The 16,679-nt window shown below is 60.0% G+C and carries 19 protein-coding genes; 10 read left to right on the top strand and 9 right to left on the bottom strand.

Features of this window, described 5'->3' with window-relative positions:
• Nucleotides 1-41 precede the first annotated feature (41 nt).
• Nucleotides 42-1,481, bottom strand: coding sequence for a pyruvate kinase (gene pyk, locus AGR1_RS19215; RefSeq protein WP_080794957.1), 1,440 nt, complete (start codon nucleotides 1,479-1,481; stop codon nucleotides 42-44).
• Entirely contained in the window at nucleotides 1,481-1,963 is a 483-nt protein-coding gene (locus AGR1_RS19210; RefSeq protein ID WP_162520613.1) for a DUF1036 domain-containing protein, read from the bottom strand. Before AGR1_RS19210 ends, pyk begins: the two co-directional genes overlap by 1 nt.
• A 196-nt stretch (nucleotides 1,964-2,159) precedes the next feature.
• Here AGR1_RS19210 and AGR1_RS19205 point away from each other — a divergent pair, with 196 nt between their 5' ends.
• The 3 genes from AGR1_RS19205 to AGR1_RS19195 all read left to right on the top strand — a co-directional run bounded on the left by AGR1_RS19205 (nucleotide 2,160) and on the right by AGR1_RS19195 (nucleotide 3,673).
• Entirely contained in the window at nucleotides 2,160-2,948 is a 789-nt protein-coding gene (locus tag AGR1_RS19205; RefSeq protein ID WP_149147878.1) for an N-formylglutamate amidohydrolase, read from the top strand.
• Between the two features lie 15 nt (nucleotides 2,949-2,963).
• Entirely contained in the window at nucleotides 2,964-3,269 is a 306-nt protein-coding gene (locus AGR1_RS19200; protein ID WP_149147877.1) for a DUF1244 domain-containing protein, read from the top strand.
• A gap of 146 nt (nucleotides 3,270-3,415) precedes the next feature.
• Nucleotides 3,416-3,673: a DUF2312 domain-containing protein gene (locus tag AGR1_RS19195; RefSeq protein ID WP_006314683.1), complete on the top strand. Its 258-nt coding sequence runs from the start codon at nucleotides 3,416-3,418 to the stop codon at nucleotides 3,671-3,673.
• A 66-nt stretch (nucleotides 3,674-3,739) separates the two neighbouring features.
• Here AGR1_RS19195 and AGR1_RS19190 read toward each other — a convergent pair whose 3' ends face one another.
• The 5 genes from AGR1_RS19190 to AGR1_RS19170 form a co-directional block, all read right to left on the bottom strand.
• Entirely contained in the window at nucleotides 3,740-4,360 is a 621-nt protein-coding gene (locus AGR1_RS19190) for a hypothetical protein (protein WP_149147876.1), read from the bottom strand.
• Between the two features lie 99 nt (nucleotides 4,361-4,459).
• Complete coding sequence (ykgO, locus tag AGR1_RS19185; RefSeq protein ID WP_003497670.1) at nucleotides 4,460-4,585, bottom strand: type B 50S ribosomal protein L36; 126 nt, start codon at nucleotides 4,583-4,585, stop codon at nucleotides 4,460-4,462.
• Between the two features lie 146 nt (nucleotides 4,586-4,731).
• Nucleotides 4,732-5,808, bottom strand: coding sequence for a 5-(carboxyamino)imidazole ribonucleotide synthase (locus AGR1_RS19180; protein WP_149148023.1), 1,077 nt, complete (start codon nucleotides 5,806-5,808; stop codon nucleotides 4,732-4,734).
• An 11-nt stretch (nucleotides 5,809-5,819) separates the two neighbouring features.
• The gene (gene purE, locus AGR1_RS19175) at nucleotides 5,820-6,320 is read right to left on the bottom strand and encodes a 5-(carboxyamino)imidazole ribonucleotide mutase (RefSeq protein ID WP_077984884.1); all 501 of its coding nucleotides are present in this window, start codon (nucleotides 6,318-6,320) and stop codon (nucleotides 5,820-5,822) included.
• Nucleotides 6,321-6,335: 15 nt separating this feature from the next.
• Nucleotides 6,336-6,539 (bottom strand): YdcH family protein, encoded by a 204-nt coding sequence (locus AGR1_RS19170; RefSeq protein WP_003497661.1) that lies wholly within the window; start codon nucleotides 6,537-6,539, stop codon nucleotides 6,336-6,338.
• A 233-nt stretch (nucleotides 6,540-6,772) separates the two neighbouring features.
• Here AGR1_RS19170 and AGR1_RS19165 point away from each other — a divergent pair, with 233 nt between their 5' ends.
• Nucleotides 6,773-6,949, top strand: coding sequence for a DUF465 domain-containing protein (locus tag AGR1_RS19165; protein ID WP_006314700.1), 177 nt, complete (start codon nucleotides 6,773-6,775; stop codon nucleotides 6,947-6,949).
• Nucleotides 6,950-7,050: 101 nt separating this feature from the next.
• Here the strand turns inward: AGR1_RS19165 and AGR1_RS19160 are convergent, their stop codons facing one another.
• Nucleotides 7,051-7,815, bottom strand: coding sequence for a sulfite exporter TauE/SafE family protein (locus tag AGR1_RS19160; RefSeq protein WP_080794962.1), 765 nt, complete (start codon nucleotides 7,813-7,815; stop codon nucleotides 7,051-7,053).
• Between the two features lie 104 nt (nucleotides 7,816-7,919).
• Between AGR1_RS19160 and AGR1_RS19155 the strand changes: the two genes are divergently transcribed.
• From AGR1_RS19155 to AGR1_RS19130, 6 genes are all read left to right on the top strand, one after another.
• The gene (locus tag AGR1_RS19155; protein ID WP_080794964.1) at nucleotides 7,920-8,573 is read left to right on the top strand and encodes a thiamine phosphate synthase; all 654 of its coding nucleotides are present in this window, start codon (nucleotides 7,920-7,922) and stop codon (nucleotides 8,571-8,573) included.
• Between the two features lie 8 nt (nucleotides 8,574-8,581).
• Nucleotides 8,582-9,682 carry a tetratricopeptide repeat protein gene (locus AGR1_RS19150; protein WP_187772231.1) on the top strand — a complete coding sequence of 367 codons (1,101 nt, stop codon included), beginning with the start codon at nucleotides 8,582-8,584 and terminating at the stop codon, nucleotides 9,680-9,682.
• 163 nt (nucleotides 9,683-9,845) lie between these two features.
• On the top strand, nucleotides 9,846-10,646 hold the full coding sequence (locus AGR1_RS19145; RefSeq protein WP_077984894.1) for an inositol monophosphatase family protein: 801 nt from the start codon (nucleotides 9,846-9,848) through the stop codon (nucleotides 10,644-10,646).
• A 200-nt stretch (nucleotides 10,647-10,846) separates the two neighbouring features.
• The gene (locus AGR1_RS19140) at nucleotides 10,847-11,863 is read left to right on the top strand and encodes a flagellar motor protein MotA (protein WP_080794968.1); all 1,017 of its coding nucleotides are present in this window, start codon (nucleotides 10,847-10,849) and stop codon (nucleotides 11,861-11,863) included.
• 2 nt (nucleotides 11,864-11,865) lie between these two features.
• Nucleotides 11,866-12,897, top strand: a complete 1,032-nt coding sequence (locus tag AGR1_RS19135; RefSeq protein WP_149147874.1) for a peptidoglycan -binding protein — start codon at nucleotides 11,866-11,868, stop codon at nucleotides 12,895-12,897.
• A gap of 89 nt (nucleotides 12,898-12,986) precedes the next feature.
• Nucleotides 12,987-14,633 carry an FAD-binding dehydrogenase gene (locus AGR1_RS19130; protein ID WP_149147873.1) on the top strand — a complete coding sequence of 549 codons (1,647 nt, stop codon included), beginning with the start codon at nucleotides 12,987-12,989 and terminating at the stop codon, nucleotides 14,631-14,633.
• A 1-nt stretch (nucleotide 14,634) separates the two neighbouring features.
• On the opposite strand, the gene AGR1_RS19125 is transcribed toward AGR1_RS19130, so the two are convergent.
• The gene (locus AGR1_RS19125) at nucleotides 14,635-16,434 is read right to left on the bottom strand and encodes an ABC transporter transmembrane domain-containing protein (protein ID WP_149147872.1); all 1,800 of its coding nucleotides are present in this window, start codon (nucleotides 16,432-16,434) and stop codon (nucleotides 14,635-14,637) included.
• Between the last annotated feature and the right edge of the window lie 245 nt (nucleotides 16,435-16,679).

The raw sequence follows: 16,679 nt of genomic DNA, 5'->3' as shown, positions 1-16,679 counted from the left end.
GCCGTTACCGGCGGGTTTTTTTATGCTGGATAGTTCAAGCTTTAGACGCCGCTCTGGCCGTCCGAGCCGATATAGGCGATGCGTACCATATTGGTCGCGCCGGGGGTGCCAAGCGGTACGCCTGCGGAGATGATGATACGATCGCCCGGCTTGCCGAAACCTTCGGAAACCACGATACGACAAGCGCGGTTCACCATGTCGTCCAGGTCGCTGGCATCGCCGGTGACGACGCAGTGCAGGCCCCAGACGACCGACAGGCGGCGGGCGGTCTGGATGATCGGCGACAGCGCGATGATCGGAACCTGCGGCCGTTCACGCGCGGCGCGCAGGCCGGTCGTGCCCGAGGACGTATAGGTGACGATTGCCGCAAGCTTTAGCGTTTCGGCGATCTGGCGGGCGGCAAGCGAAATGGCGTCGGCGCCGGTCGGTTCCGGCTGGGCGCGCTGCGCATAGATGATATTGGAATAATAGGGGTCCTGCTCCACCGTGCTGGCAATGGAGGCCATGGTGGAAACCGCTTCGACCGGATAGTCGCCGGATGCGGACTCGGCAGAAAGCATGATGGCGTCTGCGCCTTCGAAAACGGCGGTGGCGACGTCTGACACTTCGGCACGGGTCGGCACAGGAGCGGTGATCATCGATTCCAGCATCTGGGTGGCAACCACGACCGGCTTGCCGGCGCGGCGGCAGGCGCGGGTCAGCTGTTTCTGGATGCCCGGAACGGCTTCCAGCGGCATTTCGACGCCGAGATCGCCACGGGCGACCATCAGCGCGTCGGAAAGCTCGATGATTTCTTCGATGCGCTCGACAGCCTGCGGCTTTTCGATCTTGGACATCAGGCCGACGCGGCCGCGTGCAATCTTGCGCACTTCGGCAAGGTCTTCCGGGCGCTGGACGAAGGAAAGCGCAACCCAGTCAACTTCGCCGGTGGCGAGAACGGCATCGAGATCGACGCGGTCCTTGTCGGTCAGAACACCGACGCCGAGCAGCGTGTCGGGCAGGCTGATGCCCTTGCGGTCGGAAATGCCGGTGCCGGAAATGACGGTGGTGACGATGCTTTTGCCGTCGCTCTTTTCAGCGCGCAGATGCAGCTTGCCGTCGTCGATCAGCAGGCGATGGCCGGGCTTGACCGCTTCGAGAATTTCCGGATGGGGCAGGAAAACGCGGGTGTTGTCACCAGGCGTATCGTTGTTGTCCAGCGTAAAGGTCTGGCCGGGAACGAGGTCGACCTTGCCTTCGGCGAATTTTCCGACGCGCAGCTTGGGTCCCTGCAGGTCGGCCAGAATTCCGATAGGGCGGCCGTTCCGGCTCTCGACGGAACGGATGCGCTGAATGAGCGTCCGCATCACGTCGTGGCTCGCATGGCTCATGTTGATCCGGAAAAGATCTGCGCCAGCAAGATGCAGCTTCTCGATCATCGCCTCTTCGGAGGAGGCCGGGCCGAGAGTTGCAAGAATTTTGACTTTGCGGTTACGCTTCATCAGTTTTGATTTCCCTGTGTGCCTGGCGTATCGGAGAGCTGGACCATCCAGCTGCCCTGTCTGCCCGTGTCATATTCCTTGAAACCCATTCTCTGGAAGCTGCGGGCATAACAATCGTCCACGCCGTTGATCTTGAACTCGTTTTCCGCCACGCACATGTTGACGTCACCGGTCCAGCGGCCGCCATGGGCGGCGTCTTCGGCATAGAGATAATAATAACGTGACTGCAGCTCACCCTCGATCAGCGTTGCGCAGGTCGAAGAGGGGACCTGCCACCAGCCTTCGCTGACCCAGCCTTCCTGAGCACGGTAGCCGATGGCTACCCCGACTAGGTTCTGCGTGCTGTTGCACACGCGAAAATCCGCGTGCGCGGGCGCCGCTATCATGAGCGGGGTCAGAAACAATGCCGCTACGGAAAAAAGACGGGCGAGATGCCTGAAGTGGCGAGGAAGAGCGAGAGATGACTGAGTCACGGCTTCCATCCGGATTCCATGGTTATAATGAACACACTTCTTGGCGTGGCCGCCAAAGAAAGTCAACGCGAGTTTAATCGATTATATTGTTCGTGGGATCGTGAGTGCGACAAGGTAGATGGCTGTTCTTCCGCCGTAACTTGCGCGCGGCCTCAAGCCATGCCATCAAGTTTCTCTCCTCAATCCTGCCCCAGAAAAATCATCGATGAACGACTTCATACCTTATGAAATCATAGAAGGCGATTATGACAAAGGCATGGTTCTTCTGGCGGACCATGCCATGAACCTCCTGCCGGCACACTACGGCAATCTTGGCCTTCCGCAAACCGCTTTTCATCGCCATATCGCATTTGATATCGGTATAGAGGGACTGACCCGCTCACTCGCCGCCCGCCTTGGCGTGCCGGCCGTGCTAGGACGGTTCTCTCGCCTGCTGATCGACCCGAATCGCGGTGAGGATGATCCCACTCTCATCATGAAGATTTCGGACGGGGCGGTCATCCCCGGCAACCATCCGATTTCCGACGAGGAGTGGCAGAGACGGATCGAGGTCTTCCATCGGCCCTATCACAATGCCGTTGACCGTGTGTTGACCGGTGTGGCGAAAGCGTCTGAAGAGGCGCCGCTCGTGCTGTCGCTGCATTCTTACACGCCGTTCTGGAAGGAAACACCCCGGCCATGGCATGCGGCGGTTCTGTGGGACACGGATCACCGTGCTGTCGATCCGCTTCTGGCGCATCTGCGCGCCACCGGCGATGTCCTCGTTGGCGATAACGAACCCTACGACGGGGCGCTCAAAGGCGACACCATGTATCGCCATTGCATGATGAAGGGCATACCGCATGCGCTTCTCGAGGTTCGGCAGGATCTGATCGGGAATGAGGAGGGGATCACCGAATGGTCGGACCGGCTCGCTCCCATTTTCGCCGCAATGAACGACGATCCCGTTTTGCATGAATATCAGCTGTTCGCCTCTCGCACCGGCCCCTATTGAGCCTGGAGTTTTGCCATGACGACTGAGAACGACAACGGGCAGATCGAGTTTGATGCGGCCGCCTTCCGGCGCCTCGTCAGACATCTGCGTGAACGCCATGATGTACAGAATATCGACCTGATGAACCTCGCGGGCTTCTGCCGCAACTGCCTTTCCAACTGGTACCGTGAAGCGGCCGAGGAAGCCGGTGTTCCGCTCAGCAAGGATCAATCACGGGAAATCGTCTACGGCATGCCCTATGAAGATTGGAAAGAGAAATACCAGAGCGAAGCGAGTGGCGACCAGAAAGCCGCTTTCGAGCAGAACCGGCCCAAGGAATAAGTCTTCAACGACGGAATCGACTTGACGGAACGCCTTTCTATGGGCAGTTCACAGGCCTGAATTTTGCTGCCCGCTGGCAGCAGTCGGCGAAGTTTTCGCCCGGATCAATGAATAGGCTCGCATGCGAGCCGACAACGAAGGATAATATGATGGACGAAACGAGCACCACCGAAACCGTCGCCGCCGCAGAACTGCGCCAGTTCATCGAGCGCGTCGAGCGCCTCGAAGAAGAAAAGGCTGCCATTCAGGGTGATATCAAGGACGTTATGGGCGAGGCTAAAGGTCGTGGTTACGACACCAAGGCGATCCGCACCATCATTCGCCTGCGCAAGAAGGATGCAAACGAACGCATCGAGGAAGAAACGATTCTTCAGACCTATATGGCCGCGCTCGGCATGGAATGATCGGCTGGAAACGCCTCAATGAAAAATCGCCGCTTTTGCGGCGATTTTTTTGCGCATTTTGCGAATTCAGCCGCGCGTGCCGGCGAGCTTTTCCGAAAGGTCGATTGCCTCCTTGCGGGCATCCTTGTCGGCGGGGTAAAGCGCCAGATAACGCTCCCAGGCCTTCAGCGCCAGTTCCTCCCGGCCCGAAGCTTCGAGGATGTTTGCTAGGCTTGCCAGCGCCGGGAAATAGCGCGGTTCCCTTTCAAGGGTCAGGTTGATATCCGCCATCGCCTTGCGGGTGTCGCCATCGGCAAAATGGACCATGGCGCGGCGATAGGGCGCTTGCACATAGTCAGGATCGAGCAAAACAACCTGGTCGAGAAAATCGTAAGCGGCGGCGTTGCGTTTCTCGTCGGCGGCTTCGCCTGCCCATTGCATCAGCAGATTGATCGTTGCGCTGCCGGAATCATTCCATTCGGAGGCGATCTGGTTGGCGATGCTGCGCGCCTTGACCGCGTTACGCTCTTTCTTCAGTGATGCAAAAAGAGTGTCGATGGTCTTGGCCGGTGAGGGCGCGGTCTCCGCAACGGCAGGCGGTTTTCCGTCCGCCGCATGAGCAACCACAGCCATTCCCGGAAACGGGAGGCTTGAAAACAGGAAGCCCTGAGCGAAAATGAGTGCTGTGCAAAAAAGATTTGGGCGCATGGGTTAAAGCTTAACCCGGCTGCGCCCAATATCAAATGCAAACTTCTGCACTGTCAACAAAGTGATCCGCGAAACATCGCGACCCGCAGTCGCGGTCAATCAGCCCTGACGAGCCTTGAAGCGCGGGTTCTGCTTGTTGATGATGTAGACGCGGCCCTTGCGGCGAACCAGGCGGTTATCGCGATGACGGGCCTTAAGCGCTTTAAGCGAATTCTTGATCTTCATTTTACTGGTCCGCAGTTTTGCACGGATTTTGCCGTGCTATTCAAACAATCAAAAGCGCGCAACGGGGCGCGCTCTTTTCGGTTGGCAGGCAGATACCTGTTTGAGCCCTGCCTGTCAACACTTGCCCGTGTCTTTGCCTTAAAAGACTAGGCTTTTCCTGTGTGCAGAAGCTGCGTCACATGGCCCATCTTGCGGCCCGGCCGTGCTTCCGTCTTGCCGTAGAGATGCACGAGACAGTCTTTTTTCGACAACCATGCCGGAACATCATCGATGTCATCGCCGATGAGGTTGGTCATAACGCAATCCGAATGGCGATCCGTGCTGCCGGGCGCGAGGCCCGATACGGCCCGGATATGCTGCTCGAACTGCGAGATCACGCAGGCGGCCTCCGTCCAGTGGCCGGTATTGTGGACACGCGGCGCCATTTCATTGGCGACCAGCGAACCATCCGGCAGGACGAAGAATTCGATGCCGATGACGCCGACATAATCGAGCGCCGCCAGAAGCTTTTCCGCCGATTGCACGGCAACTGCCCTGGCGGCATTGGAGAGCGCTGCCGGAACGGTTGATGTGTGCAGAATGCCGTCCAGATGGACATTCTCGGCGGGATCGTAACAGGTGACGGTGCCATCCAGGAAACGGGCGGCAATGATCGAAACTTCCCGCTCGAAGGAAATGAAGCTTTCGAGGATCAGCGGCACGCCGCCGAGCGCCGCAAAGGCGCCTGCAAGGTCTTCGCCACCCCGGAAGAGACGCTGGCCCTTGCCGTCATAACCCATGCGGCGGGTTTTCAGCACGCCCTTGCCGCCGAAGGCGGCCAATGCGGCCTCCAGCTCTTCCTGGCTGTCCACGGCGCGGAAATCGGCGGTCGGGATGCCGCAGCCGTTGAGGAAGCGTTTTTCCGTCAACCGGTCCTGTGAGGCGCTGAGCGCTTTCGGAGGTGGATAGACGGGAACGGAGAGGCTGAGCTTTTCGGCCGCCGCGACAGGCACGTTCTCGAATTCGTAGGTCACGACATCACAGCGGCTTGCGAGTTCCGCAAGCGCCTTTTCGTCGTCATACTCCGCGACGATCTGGTCGTTGCAGGCTTGCGCTGCCGGACAATCCGCCTGCGGTTCAAGCACGATGGTGCGGTGGTTAAGACGCGCAGCGGCCATAGCCAGCATACGCCCGAGCTGCCCGCCGCCGATAATGCCGATGGTCAGGTTACTTGTCTTTGCAATCGTTCCTGTCGTCACTGGGCGCTGTCCATGGGGTATTCCGCGACAGCCGCAGACTGGCGTGCGCGCCAGGCGTCCAGCCGGTCGGCGAGGTCCTCATCGCCAAGCGCCAGAACCGCAGCGGCAAGAAGGGCGGCGTTGATCGCGCCGGCCTTGCCGATTGCGAGCGTTCCGACGGGAATACCGGCCGGCATCTGCACGATGGAATAAAGGCTGTCTTGCCCGGACATGGTCTTGGACTGTACCGGAACACCGAAGACCGGCAGCGGCGTCATCGAGGCTGTCATGCCCGGAAGATGGGCTGCGCCGCCTGCACCCGCTATGATGACCTTGAAGCCTTCGTCCTTCGCGCCATTGGCGAAGTCATAAAGCCGGTCCGGGGTGCGGTGGGCGGAAATGATGCGGGCTTCATATTCGATGTCGAGCGCATCCAGCGTATCGGCGGCATTCTTCATGGTCTCCCAGTCAGACTGGCTGCCCATGATGATGGCGACGGGGGGCGTTTCTGCTGTCACGTAATGTCTCCGGGCTCAGGCGATGATATCGGGAATGACCTGGTCTTCGAGCTGGGTCATCTTGTCCTTGACGGCCAGCTTCTTCTTTTTCATGCGCTGTATTCTCAGCGCATCGCAGCTGGTCTGGATCATCGCGTTGATCGCCGCGTCGTAATCCTCATGCTCCTGGCGCAGCCGCGCCAGCGTGAGCCTGATGTCCGCCTGGTCCTGATCGGGCATCTCGTCATCCCCATTTTATGCCGCCGGATCGGCTCCGGCGTGTATGTGATCGTTCACGAGGCTCTATCATCAAATCGCGGTAACGGGAAGTTATCCCTTGCGACCAAATTGCCCACTTATTGCCTTCATTTCGCCTTCGACAAGCGGCGCGATCCGTGTCACATTGCCGTCGTAAACCTGAAACTCCAGCGATGGAGAGCTGGAGGTAGGTTCAAAAAGGAAGGACGTGCCGCATGACCATTCAGGCTCATATTGCATCGCTCGAAAAGAAACACGGTGCTCTGGAGGAGGAGCTCGAAAGTATTCTTGCTTCCCCGTCGTCTGACGACAAAGAGATCGCGGACCTTAAACGTCGAAAACTGCGCCTGAAGGATGAACTGCAGAGGCTCAAGGCCTCGACGAGACATTAATTTATGCCAGGCCGCGGCTCTCGATGAATGAAGGGCCACGGTCTGAGCGTTTCAAGCTCTGGCGGCGAAAACCTGCTGCCAGAGCTTTTTTATTGCCGAATCTAGAGCGGCAGTCCGTCCCACAGCAGTTTAAGCGCCGCAATCAGCGCCATGGCGTACATGAGCGGGTAGAACACGGCGGGTTTCAGATATTTCACCACCTTGGCGCCGGCAAGCGTCGCCAGCATCGCCACCGGCAACAGGCTTGCCGATGTCTTGAGGTTGGTGGCGTCCAGTGCGCCGAGCGCGAAATAGGGAATGAGCTTGATCGCGTTCATGATGGCGAAGAAGCGCACGCTCATGCCGGTATAGGTCTTTGGATCGAGCTTCAGCGGCAGAACGTAGATCTGGAAGGGCGGGCCGCCCGCATGGGCCACGAAACTGGCATAACCGGACAGACCGGACCAGAGGGTCGCAGCCGCCGGTCTTTGCGGCTTGGCCGGGATTTCCCGGCCCTTGCGGCTTTTGAAGCTTTCATAGAAATAACGCAGCACGAACAGGATCGTGACCGAGGCGACGACAAGGCGCATGACGTCTGCGGAAACGAGGCTTGAAGTCGCCCAGCCCAGCGCGATGCCGGCAATAGCCCCCGGCAGCATCAAGAGAAGCGTTTCCCGGTGGTTGTCGTGCCGCCAGGCAAAAAGCGCCACGATATCCATGACGATCAGGATCGGCAGAAAGATGGCCGCCGCCTGCACCGGCGATACAGCAAGCGCCATCAAAGGGACGCCCATCAGCGCCAGCGCGCCGCCCAGCCCCCCCTTGGAAAGGCCAACGAGAACGACTGCGGGAATGGCGACGAGATAAAAATGAAAATCGGTGAGCATGGATGGACGGTTGATCCTTTCGCCGGTCCGGTTTATCGGATTTGTCATATGAAAACGAGTGCAGATTGCGCAGCAAGCGTCTTCTGTCTGAAATGGACGAATCGATGACCCTAGTTGAAGACCGTTGCCGCCTTGTCCTAATCGTTCCGCAATCGGACGACGCGCAAAAGCAGGCTAAAGAGGTGGAGAACGCATTGCGGGGCGGTGATGTCGCTTCCGTCATCATTCCGCAATATGGTCTGGATGACGCTGCTTTCCAGAAACGCGCCGAACTGATCGTGCCCGTCGTCCAGAAGGCGGGTGCGGCGGCGCTCATCGCCGGTGACAGCCGCATTGCCGGCCGCGTGAAGGCGGATGGCCTGCATGTGGTCGGTAATGGCGAGGCGCTTGCTGAGGCCGTGGAAAAATTCACGCCGAAGCTCATCGTCGGCGGCGGCAATGCGGATGACCGTCACAAGGCGCTGGAGCAGGGTGAGGCCAATCCGGATTATATGTTTTTTGGAAAACTCGAAGGCGACATCAAGCCGGAAGCGCATCCCAAAAACCTGGCGCTCGGCGAATGGTGGGCCTCGATGATCGAAATCCCGGCCATCGTCATGGGGGGCACGGACGTGTCCTCGGTGGTTGCCGTGGCCGAAACCGGGGTGGAGTTCGTTGCCATGCGCAGCGGCGTTTTTGAAAATGCCGGCGGCGCCGCCCAGGCGGTTTCTGAAATCAACGCCCTGCTTGACGAAAAAGCGCCACGGTTTGACGGTTGATACAGGCGATGATCATCCGCTCGGTTCACCTCTGCCTTTCCGTTTCACTGCTGGCGCTCGCTTTCGGCGCGCCCGCGGGGGTTGTTTTTGCCCAGTCCGGACCGCAGAGCGAAAGCAATGCGCTGTCCCGCCAGCTGGAAAACGAGGCTCAGCCGACCCGTCAGGGCAGGGTGCAATCCGAAGAGCAGAAGGACTTGCAGCCGTCGGCGGGGGTAAACGTTTATCAGCGCATGGGCGCGGAATTGCCGGCGCTGCCGCCTGAAAAGGAATTCAAGGGCCGGGTGGACGAAGCTTACGGGCATTTCCAGCGCGGCGAATATGTGCAGGCGCTCGACAAAGCGCTGAACCGCGCGCAGAACGGTGACGCGCCTGCCCAGACGCTGGTGGCGGAAATGATGTCGCGTGGTCTGGGCATCGCCCGTGACGAGAAGACGGCTGCTTTCTGGTACCAGCAGGCGGCTGAGGGTGGCGATCCCGTCGCCATGTTCAAATTCGCGCTGATCCTGATGGAAGGCAATTTCGTCACCCGCGACAAGGCGAAGGCCGACGATTTCATGCGCCGTGCGGCGGAAGCCGGCAACGCCTCCGCCCAGTTCAACTGGGGCCAGATACTGGTTTCGGAAAATCCCGGAGCCAAGGGCCTGCTCATGGCTTTGCCGTTCTATGAAAAATCCGCCGAACAGGGCATTGCCGATGCGCAATATGCGGTGTCGCAGATTTACTGGTCGCTCAAGGATGTGCCGGCCGAGAAGAAGGCAAAGGCGCGGGACTGGCTGACACGGGCCGCGAAGGCTGGATACGATACCGCGCAGGTCGATCTCGGCATCTGGCTGGTCAATGGTTTCGGCGGCGAGCGCAATCTGGATGAGGGTTTCCGCTGGCTCTACGGCGCGGCGCAGCGCGGCAATGTCGTGGCGCAGAACAAGGTGGCGCATCTTTACATTCAGGCGCTCGGCACGAGGCCGGATCCGGTCGAAGCGGCCAAATGGTATGTGCTTTCCCGCCGCGCCGGCCTGAAGGATCCCTCTCTCGAGGACTTCTATCTCGGCATCACCGACGAGCAGCAGAAGAAGGCGATTGAGGCCGCAAATCGTTTCCGCCCGACGTGATGGAAGGGGAGCGTTGCTGCGCGGCGTTGACCTATGGGCTTTTTGCCTTGAATTTCCGCGCGTTTTGTGGTCTTGAACCGCAAACTTTCAATTCAAGAAAATAATGACGTGCCTGCCCGGTGAGCTTCCGGTCGGTTCGCAAGCTTTCCAGGAAACAACATCGATGGCCCGTTCAGCCCTTCTCAATGTCATGGTTCAGGCCGCCATCAAGGCGGGTAAGTCTTTGTCGCGTGACTTCGGTGAAGTGCAGAACCTTCAGGTCTCGGTCAAGGGACCGAGCGATTTCGTCTCGCAGGCGGATCTGAAAGCCGAGAAGATCGTGCGCGACGAACTGATGAAGGCCCGCCCGACCTACGACTTCCTGGGTGAAGAAGGCGGCGAGGAAAAAGGCACGGACGGCGCACATCGCTGGATCGTCGATCCGCTGGATGGCACCACCAACTTCCTGCACGGCATTCCGCATTTCGCGGTTTCCATCGCGCTCGAACGTAACGGTGAAGTCGTCGCCGGCGTGATCTTCAATCCGGCCACCGACGAGCTCTACACCGCCGAGCGCGGCGGTGGCGCGTTCCTCAACGATCGCCGCATCCGCGTCGCTGCGCGCAAGGCGCTGACTGATTGCGTCATCGGCTGCGGCGTTCCGCATCTCGGCCGTGGCAATCATGGCAAGTTCCTTGTCGAACTTCGCCACGTGATGGGTGAGGCAGCCGGCATCCGCCGCATGGGTGCGGCTTCGCTCGATCTCGCTTATGTCGCCGCTGGTCGTCTCGACGGTTACTGGGAAGCTGATCTTTCGCCGTGGGATATGGCGGCAGGCCTGGTGCTGATTCGTGAAGCCGGCGGTTTCGCTTCCGATATCAAGGGCGGCGCGGATATCTTCGGCAGCAGCTCCGTCGCTGCCGGCAACGAATATATCCACAAGGCGCTCGTTGAGGTCGCCAACCGTCCGATCCCGGGCCGCTGACAGGTTTTCGACGGAAAACCTGCCGTTTCTGCAAGTTTTAGACGCCCGGCGAATGTTCGCCGGGTGTTTTTGTTTTCCATTGCCGGGTGCTCGCACATTTTCCTAAAACGCCTGTGACGAAAGACCGGCTTTTCGCTTCAAATCGTCGCAATTTTCAAATAGCTTCCGCTGGATACCTGACCAGAGGGAATGCGAACGTTATGGCGGATTCGGAGCTGCTCGATCTTGGCGTCGAGAAACCGGTGACCACACGGCAATACAGTCACAAGCTGTCCAGTCCGACACCGTTTCTCTGGACGATGGTTCTGTTTCTGATCCTTGTGGGCTTTCTGGCGGCCATTCTTTACCGGCAGGCCCACACCGCCTTCATGTCCAATCCGGGGCTCAACGGCTTCATTCTCGGCGTGCTGGCCATCGGCATCATTCTGGTGTTTACGCAGACGATGAGCCTGCGCTCGGAAGTCAGCTGGTTCAATGCCTTCCGCGCTGCCGGCAGCGTCGACAAAGTTGGCCGTGCGCCCAAGCTGCTCGCGCCGATGAGCACGCTGATCGGCAAGCGCGGCGAAGTCCGGCTTTCCGCCGTTACGCAGCGGACGATCCTTGATTCCATTGCGACGCGCCTCGACGAGACCCGTGATACATCGCGTTATCTTGTCGGCCTGCTGGTGTTTCTCGGCTTGCTCGGCACCTTCTGGGGCCTCATCGGCACCATCGGCGCGATCAGCAATGTCATCCAGTCGCTCGATCCGAGCGCCGGCGACAGCAACGATATTCTTGGCTCCCTCAAGGCCGGCCTGACTGCCCCTCTTTCGGGCATGGGAACGGCGTTTTCCTCGTCGCTGCTCGGTCTTTCGGGTTCGCTTATTCTCGGTTTCCTCGATCTTCAGGCCGGTCGCGCCCAGAACCGTTTCTATACACAGCTTGAAAACTGGCTTTCCTCCGTGACGGATACGACGGAAGGGCCGAGGGAGTTCAAGGGCGAACCCGGCGCCGTTGTCAGCACCGAGCGCTCGCTTGCGGCCATGACCAGCCTTGCCGAAGGCATTCAAGGCCTGGTCAAGAACATGCGCAGCGAACAGCAGATGCTGCGTGACTGGATCGAGGCGCAGCAGGAAGAATCGAAATCGCTCCGCCGCACGCTCGACCGGCTGTCAGAGCGGATCGACAGCGATACGAAGTCTTCCGGACGCATTCGGCACGATAACGGGAGCGAGTAGCCATGGCGCTTGCGCGCAACCGCCGCCGCGACAGGGGTGTGGATTATTGGCCAGGGTTTGTCGATGCGCTGTCGACCTTGCTCATGGCCATCATGTTTCTGCTCACGGTTTTCGTTTTGGCGCAATTCGTTCTATCGCGGGAAATCACCGGCAAGGATGAGGTGCTGACGCGTCTCAACAGCCAGATTGCTGAACTGACCGAACTTCTGGCCATGGAAAAAGGCAATAAGCAGGATATTGAGGACGCGCTTGCGAGCCTGCAATCCACCCTTGCTGCATCCGAAAATGAGCGTTCCCGACTGCAGGCGCTTCTCGATGCGGGATCGGGAAGCAATGCGAATGCCAATGCGCGGATCGGTAGCCTGACCGGCGAGCTGGTCGAGCAGCGGCAGGCCAATTCCCGCGCCTCTGCGCAGATCGAATTGCTCAACCAGCAGATTGCGGCGCTGAGAGCGCAGATCGCCTCGGTGGAAGCGGCGCTTCAGGCCTCGGAAGCCAAGGACGCCTCGTCTCAGGTCAAGATCGCTGATCTTGGCCGGCGGCTCAATGTTGCGCTGGCGCAGCGGGTGCAGGAACTGAACCGCTATCGCTCCGATTTCTTCGGGCGACTGCGCGAAATCCTCTCGGACCGCGAAAACATTCGGATTGTCGGTGACCGCTTCGTCTTCCAGTCCGAAGTGCTCTTCCCCTCCGGTGGCAATGAACTCAATCCGGAAGGGCAGGCGGAGATGGAGAAGCTGGCGGTCGCGCTGCTCGATCTCGCCAAGGAAATTCCGGCGGAGATAAACTGGGTCCTGCGTGTGGATGGTCATACGGACAATGTTCAGCTTTCCGGCTCCGGCCGTTACCGGGACAATTGGGAGCTTTCCTCGGCCCGCGCCACCTCGGTGGTGAAATTCCTGATCTCCAAGGGCGTGCCGGCAAACCGGCTGGTCGCGGCCGGTTTCGGCGAATATCAGCCAATTGCCGAAGGCGATACGCCGGAAGCACGGCAGCAGAACCGCCGTATCGAACTCAAGCTCACAGAGCGTTGAAATCGCGGACCTTGTCATCGCGGTTGCCTTCTGGTGAAAGAAAATTTACGTTCGCGTAAAAGTAATTCCGTCATATCTGGGAGGGGCTGATGGAAGTCTATGACGTGATCGTTGTCGGCGCGGGGCTTGCCGGCCTCGTTGCGGCAACCGAGGTGGCTGAGCGGGGTTTCAGCGTCTGCGTCGTGGATCAGGAGGGCGAGCAGAACCTTGGCGGGCAGGCCTTCTGGTCGCTGGGTGGTCTGTTTTTCGTCGATAGTCCCGAGCAGCGCCGGATGCGGGTGCGAGACAGTCTCGATCTTGCAAGACAGGACTGGCTCGGTTCGGCCGGTTTCGACCGTCCGGAGGATTATTGGCCGCGCCGCTGGGCGGAGAGCTATCTCGATTTTGCCGCCGGTGAGAAACGCGAATGGCTGCACCGCATGGGCATGCGCTGGTTTCCCGTTGTCGGCTGGGCCGAGCGCGGTGGGAGCCTCGCCGACGGCCACGGCAATTCCGTTCCGCGTTTCCATGTCACATGGGGCACGGGTCCGGGCGTACTTGCCCCCTTCATCGAAAAGGCGAAGGCCATGGCGGCAACAGGCCGGCTGACCTTCCGCTTTCGCCACCGGGTTGATCGTCTGGAGATCGCGGACGGCCGGGTGACCGGCGTTTCGGGTGCGATTCTAGCGTCTGACCCGGTACAACGCGGGCAGGAGAGCAGTCGGGAACAGCAGGGCGATTTTACCCTCTCCGCTGCGGCGGTTATCGTCAGTTCCGGCGGCATCGGCGGCAATCAGGAACTGGTGCGGCGCAACTGGCCGGTGGAACGGCTGGGCCAGCCTCCTGCCAGCATGGTCTGCGGTGTTCCCGCGCATGTGGATGGCCGCATGATCGCCATTACGGAAACGGCCGGGGGAGCCGTCATCAACCGTGACCGCATGTGGCATTATACCGAGGGCGTGAAGAACCACGATCCGATCTGGCCGGATCACGGTATCCGCATCCTGCCCGGTCCCTCGTCCTTCTGGTGCGATGCGGATGGAAACCGCCTCATCGCCCCCGCAATGCCGGGTTTCGATACGCTCGGCACGCTAAAAATGCTGGGCGAACGCCGCAGCGGCCATAGTTGGTTCATTCTGACCAAGGCGATTATCAAGAAAGAATTCGCGCTTTCAGGCTCGGAACAGAATCCGGATCTGACCGGCAAGGATATAAGGTTGCTGCTCAAACGGCTGGGCAAGGAACCCCCGGGACCGGTGCGGGCCTTCATGGAGCGCGGCGAAGATTTCGCCGTTCGGGATACGCTCGAAGAACTCGTGACGGCGATGAACGCCATCAACGGCGACGACCGGCTGCATATAGAGCATATCCGCCGGCAGATAGAGGCGCGCGACCGCGAAATAGAAAACGGTTTCAGCAAGGATGCGCAGGTAACGGCCATCCACGGCGCGCGCCGTTATCTCGGCGACCGGTTGATGCGGACGGCAAAACCGCACCGGCTGCTCGATCCGGCAATGGGGCCGCTGATTGCCGTGCGGCTGCATGTGTTGACGCGCAAGACGCTCGGCGGCCTGCATACGGACCTTGAGGCGCGGGTGCTGGATGCTGCCGGTGCGCCGGTGCCGGGGCTTTATGCCGCCGGCGAAGTGGCGGGTTTCGGCGGCGGCGGCATGCATGGTTATAATGCGCTGGAGGGCACGTTCCTTGGCGGCTGCCTGTTTTCCGGCCGCGTTGCGGGGCGCAAAGTGTTGGCGTGATCTAGGCCTGGGCGCGCAATTCGTCCGGCCCGGTCTGAAATTGCAGTCGGGCAAGCCGCGCATAAAGGCCATCCTGGCGAATGAGGCTCTGATGCGTGCCTTCTTCGATGATGCGGCCTTCATCCATCACCAGAATACGGTCGGCCTTCAGCACGGTGGCGAGACGATGAGCGATGACGATGGTGGTGCGGGTTTTCATCAGCTCATCGAGCGCCTTCTGCACCAGCGTTTCGCTTTCCGCATCCAGCGCTGAGGTGGCTTCGTCGAGAAGCAGGATCGGGGCGTTGCGCAGGATGGCGCGGGCAATGGCGATGCGCTGGCGCTGGCCGCCGGAAAGCGTCACGCCGCGCTCGCCCACCTGCGTATCATACCCGTTGGCGAGACGTTCGATGAAGCTATCGGCCTGTGCGGCGATGGCGGCGGCGCGCACCTCCTCGCGTGTCGCGTCAGGCCGGCCAAAGGCGATATTATCGTGGATGGAGGAGGCGAATATCGCCACATCCTGCGGAACGATGGACAGCCGCGCGCGTAGGTCGGCAAGGCTGACGTCGCGAATATCCGCGCCATCGACGGTGATGCGGCCATGCTGCGGATCGTAAAAGCGCATCAGCAGCGAAAATACCGTGCTCTTGCCCGCACCTGAAGGGCCGACGATGGCGACGGTTTCGCCGGCGCTGACCTTGAAGGAGAGGCCGGAAACGATTGGTCGTCCTGCCACGAGCGGGTAGACGAAATCGACATTCTCGAATTCGGCTTCGCCGCGCGGCGGTTGCGGCATGGCGACGGGCGAGGTGAGTTCCGCGACGGGCGAGCGCTCGTTCAGCAGTTCGGAAAGCCGTTCGGCAGCACCACCCGCCTGCGCCAGTTCACCCCAGACTTCCGAGAGCTGACCGAGTCCGCTTGCCGCGATGACCGAATAAAGCACGAACTGGCCGAGCGTACCCGCCGTCATAGTGCCCGACAGGACGCTTTGGGCGCCATACCAGAGAATGCCGACGACGCTGCCGAAGACGAGCGCGATGGCGACGGCGGTGAGAATGGAGCGTGCGCCGATCGCCGCCCGAGCGCCCTGATAGGCGGCTTCTACGGAAGCGCCGTAACGGGCATTTGCCAGGGTCTCGGCATTAAAGGACTGCACGGTGCGGCTCGCAGCGATCGTCTCGGAAGCATAGGCGGCGGAATTGGCCAATGTGTCCTGCGTGTTGCGGGAACGGGCGCGAACCGAGCGCCCGAAGGCGATCAGCGGAAAAACGATGAAGGGAATGGCAAGCAGTGCCAGACCCGAAAGACCAGGGCTGGTATAAATCATCATCGCCACAGCCCCGCAGCACATGATGATGTTGCGCAGCGCGACCGACGCAGAGGAACCGAAGGCGGAACGGATCTGGACGGTGTCGGCGGTCAGCCGCGAGGTTAGCTCGCCCGATCGATTGCTATCGAAAAACTGCTGTGACAGTGTTGTGAGATGGGCAAAGACATCGCGACGCAGATCGGCGACGACCCTTTCACCGATGGTCATCACGTAATAATAACGCATGGCGCTGGCGAGCGCGAGGACAACGGCAATCGCCAGAAGCATGGCGAAATAGCTATTGATCATGCCGCCATCCGGCGTCTGGAAACCGTGGTCGATGATGCGGCGAACGGCGAGCGGCAGGGCCAATGTCGTGGCGGAGGACAGCACAAGCGCGAAAAGGGCTGCCGCCATCAGGCCGCGATAACGTCGGAGATAAGGAAACAGGCCAAGAAGCGGCTTCAGCCTTCTTTGTTTCGCCGCTTTCTGCTCGTCAATGTCAGCCACGTTCTTTATGCTCCTCATTCCCTGCTGTTTTTGGGCCTTTTGCGGGTGAATTTCCGGCGTACGGCAAAATTCTCGCCCCTTTGGCTATCTCCTTTCACAAGGGGATAGCAGGCTCTTGTTATCTGGGCGACCTTCATGTATAGGCTCCGCATCGAATTGGGAAGCCATAGCCCATCTGGTCTATGGCTTCATTTATTGAAATGGCTCAGTTGACGCAATTGCGGCAAATGGACCGCACGTCACTT

Source organism: Agrobacterium sp. B1(2019) (assembly GCF_008274755.1).
Classification (GTDB): domain Bacteria; phylum Pseudomonadota; class Alphaproteobacteria; order Rhizobiales; family Rhizobiaceae; genus Agrobacterium; species Agrobacterium salinitolerans.
This window is presented reverse-complemented; position numbering and strand designations above follow the sequence as displayed.

Bases quoted from the DNA above. Each gene is read 5' to 3' on its own strand.
- AGR1_RS19195 (WP_006314683.1), top strand. From the start codon at position 3,416: ATGATGGACGAAACGAGCACCACCGAAACCGTCGCCGCCGCAGAACTG.
- AGR1_RS19145 (WP_077984894.1), top strand. From the start codon at position 9,846: ATGGCCCGTTCAGCCCTTCTCAATGTCATGGTTCAGGCCGCCATCAAG.
- AGR1_RS19165 (WP_006314700.1), top strand. From the start codon at position 6,773: ATGACCATTCAGGCTCATATTGCATCGCTCGAAAAGAAACACGGTGCT.
- AGR1_RS19140 (WP_080794968.1), top strand. From the start codon at position 10,847: ATGGCGGATTCGGAGCTGCTCGATCTTGGCGTCGAGAAACCGGTGACC.
- AGR1_RS19160 (WP_080794962.1), bottom strand. From the start codon at position 7,815: ATGCTCACCGATTTTCATTTTTATCTCGTCGCCATTCCCGCAGTCGTT.
- pyk (WP_080794957.1), bottom strand. From the start codon at position 1,481: ATGAAGCGTAACCGCAAAGTCAAAATTCTTGCAACTCTCGGCCCGGCC.
- AGR1_RS19170 (WP_003497661.1), bottom strand. From the start codon at position 6,539: ATGCCCGATCAGGACCAGGCGGACATCAGGCTCACGCTGGCGCGGCTG.
- AGR1_RS19130 (WP_149147873.1), top strand. From the start codon at position 12,987: ATGGAAGTCTATGACGTGATCGTTGTCGGCGCGGGGCTTGCCGGCCTC.
- AGR1_RS19200 (WP_149147877.1), top strand. From the start codon at position 2,964: ATGACGACTGAGAACGACAACGGGCAGATCGAGTTTGATGCGGCCGCC.
- AGR1_RS19150 (WP_187772231.1), top strand. From the start codon at position 8,582: ATGATCATCCGCTCGGTTCACCTCTGCCTTTCCGTTTCACTGCTGGCG.
- AGR1_RS19190 (WP_149147876.1), bottom strand. From the start codon at position 4,360: ATGCGCCCAAATCTTTTTTGCACAGCACTCATTTTCGCTCAGGGCTTC.
- ykgO (WP_003497670.1), bottom strand. From the start codon at position 4,585: ATGAAGATCAAGAATTCGCTTAAAGCGCTTAAGGCCCGTCATCGCGAT.
- AGR1_RS19210 (WP_162520613.1), bottom strand. From the start codon at position 1,963: ATGGAAGCCGTGACTCAGTCATCTCTCGCTCTTCCTCGCCACTTCAGG.
- AGR1_RS19205 (WP_149147878.1), top strand. From the start codon at position 2,160: ATGAACGACTTCATACCTTATGAAATCATAGAAGGCGATTATGACAAA.
- AGR1_RS19135 (WP_149147874.1), top strand. From the start codon at position 11,866: ATGGCGCTTGCGCGCAACCGCCGCCGCGACAGGGGTGTGGATTATTGG.
- AGR1_RS19155 (WP_080794964.1), top strand. From the start codon at position 7,920: ATGACCCTAGTTGAAGACCGTTGCCGCCTTGTCCTAATCGTTCCGCAA.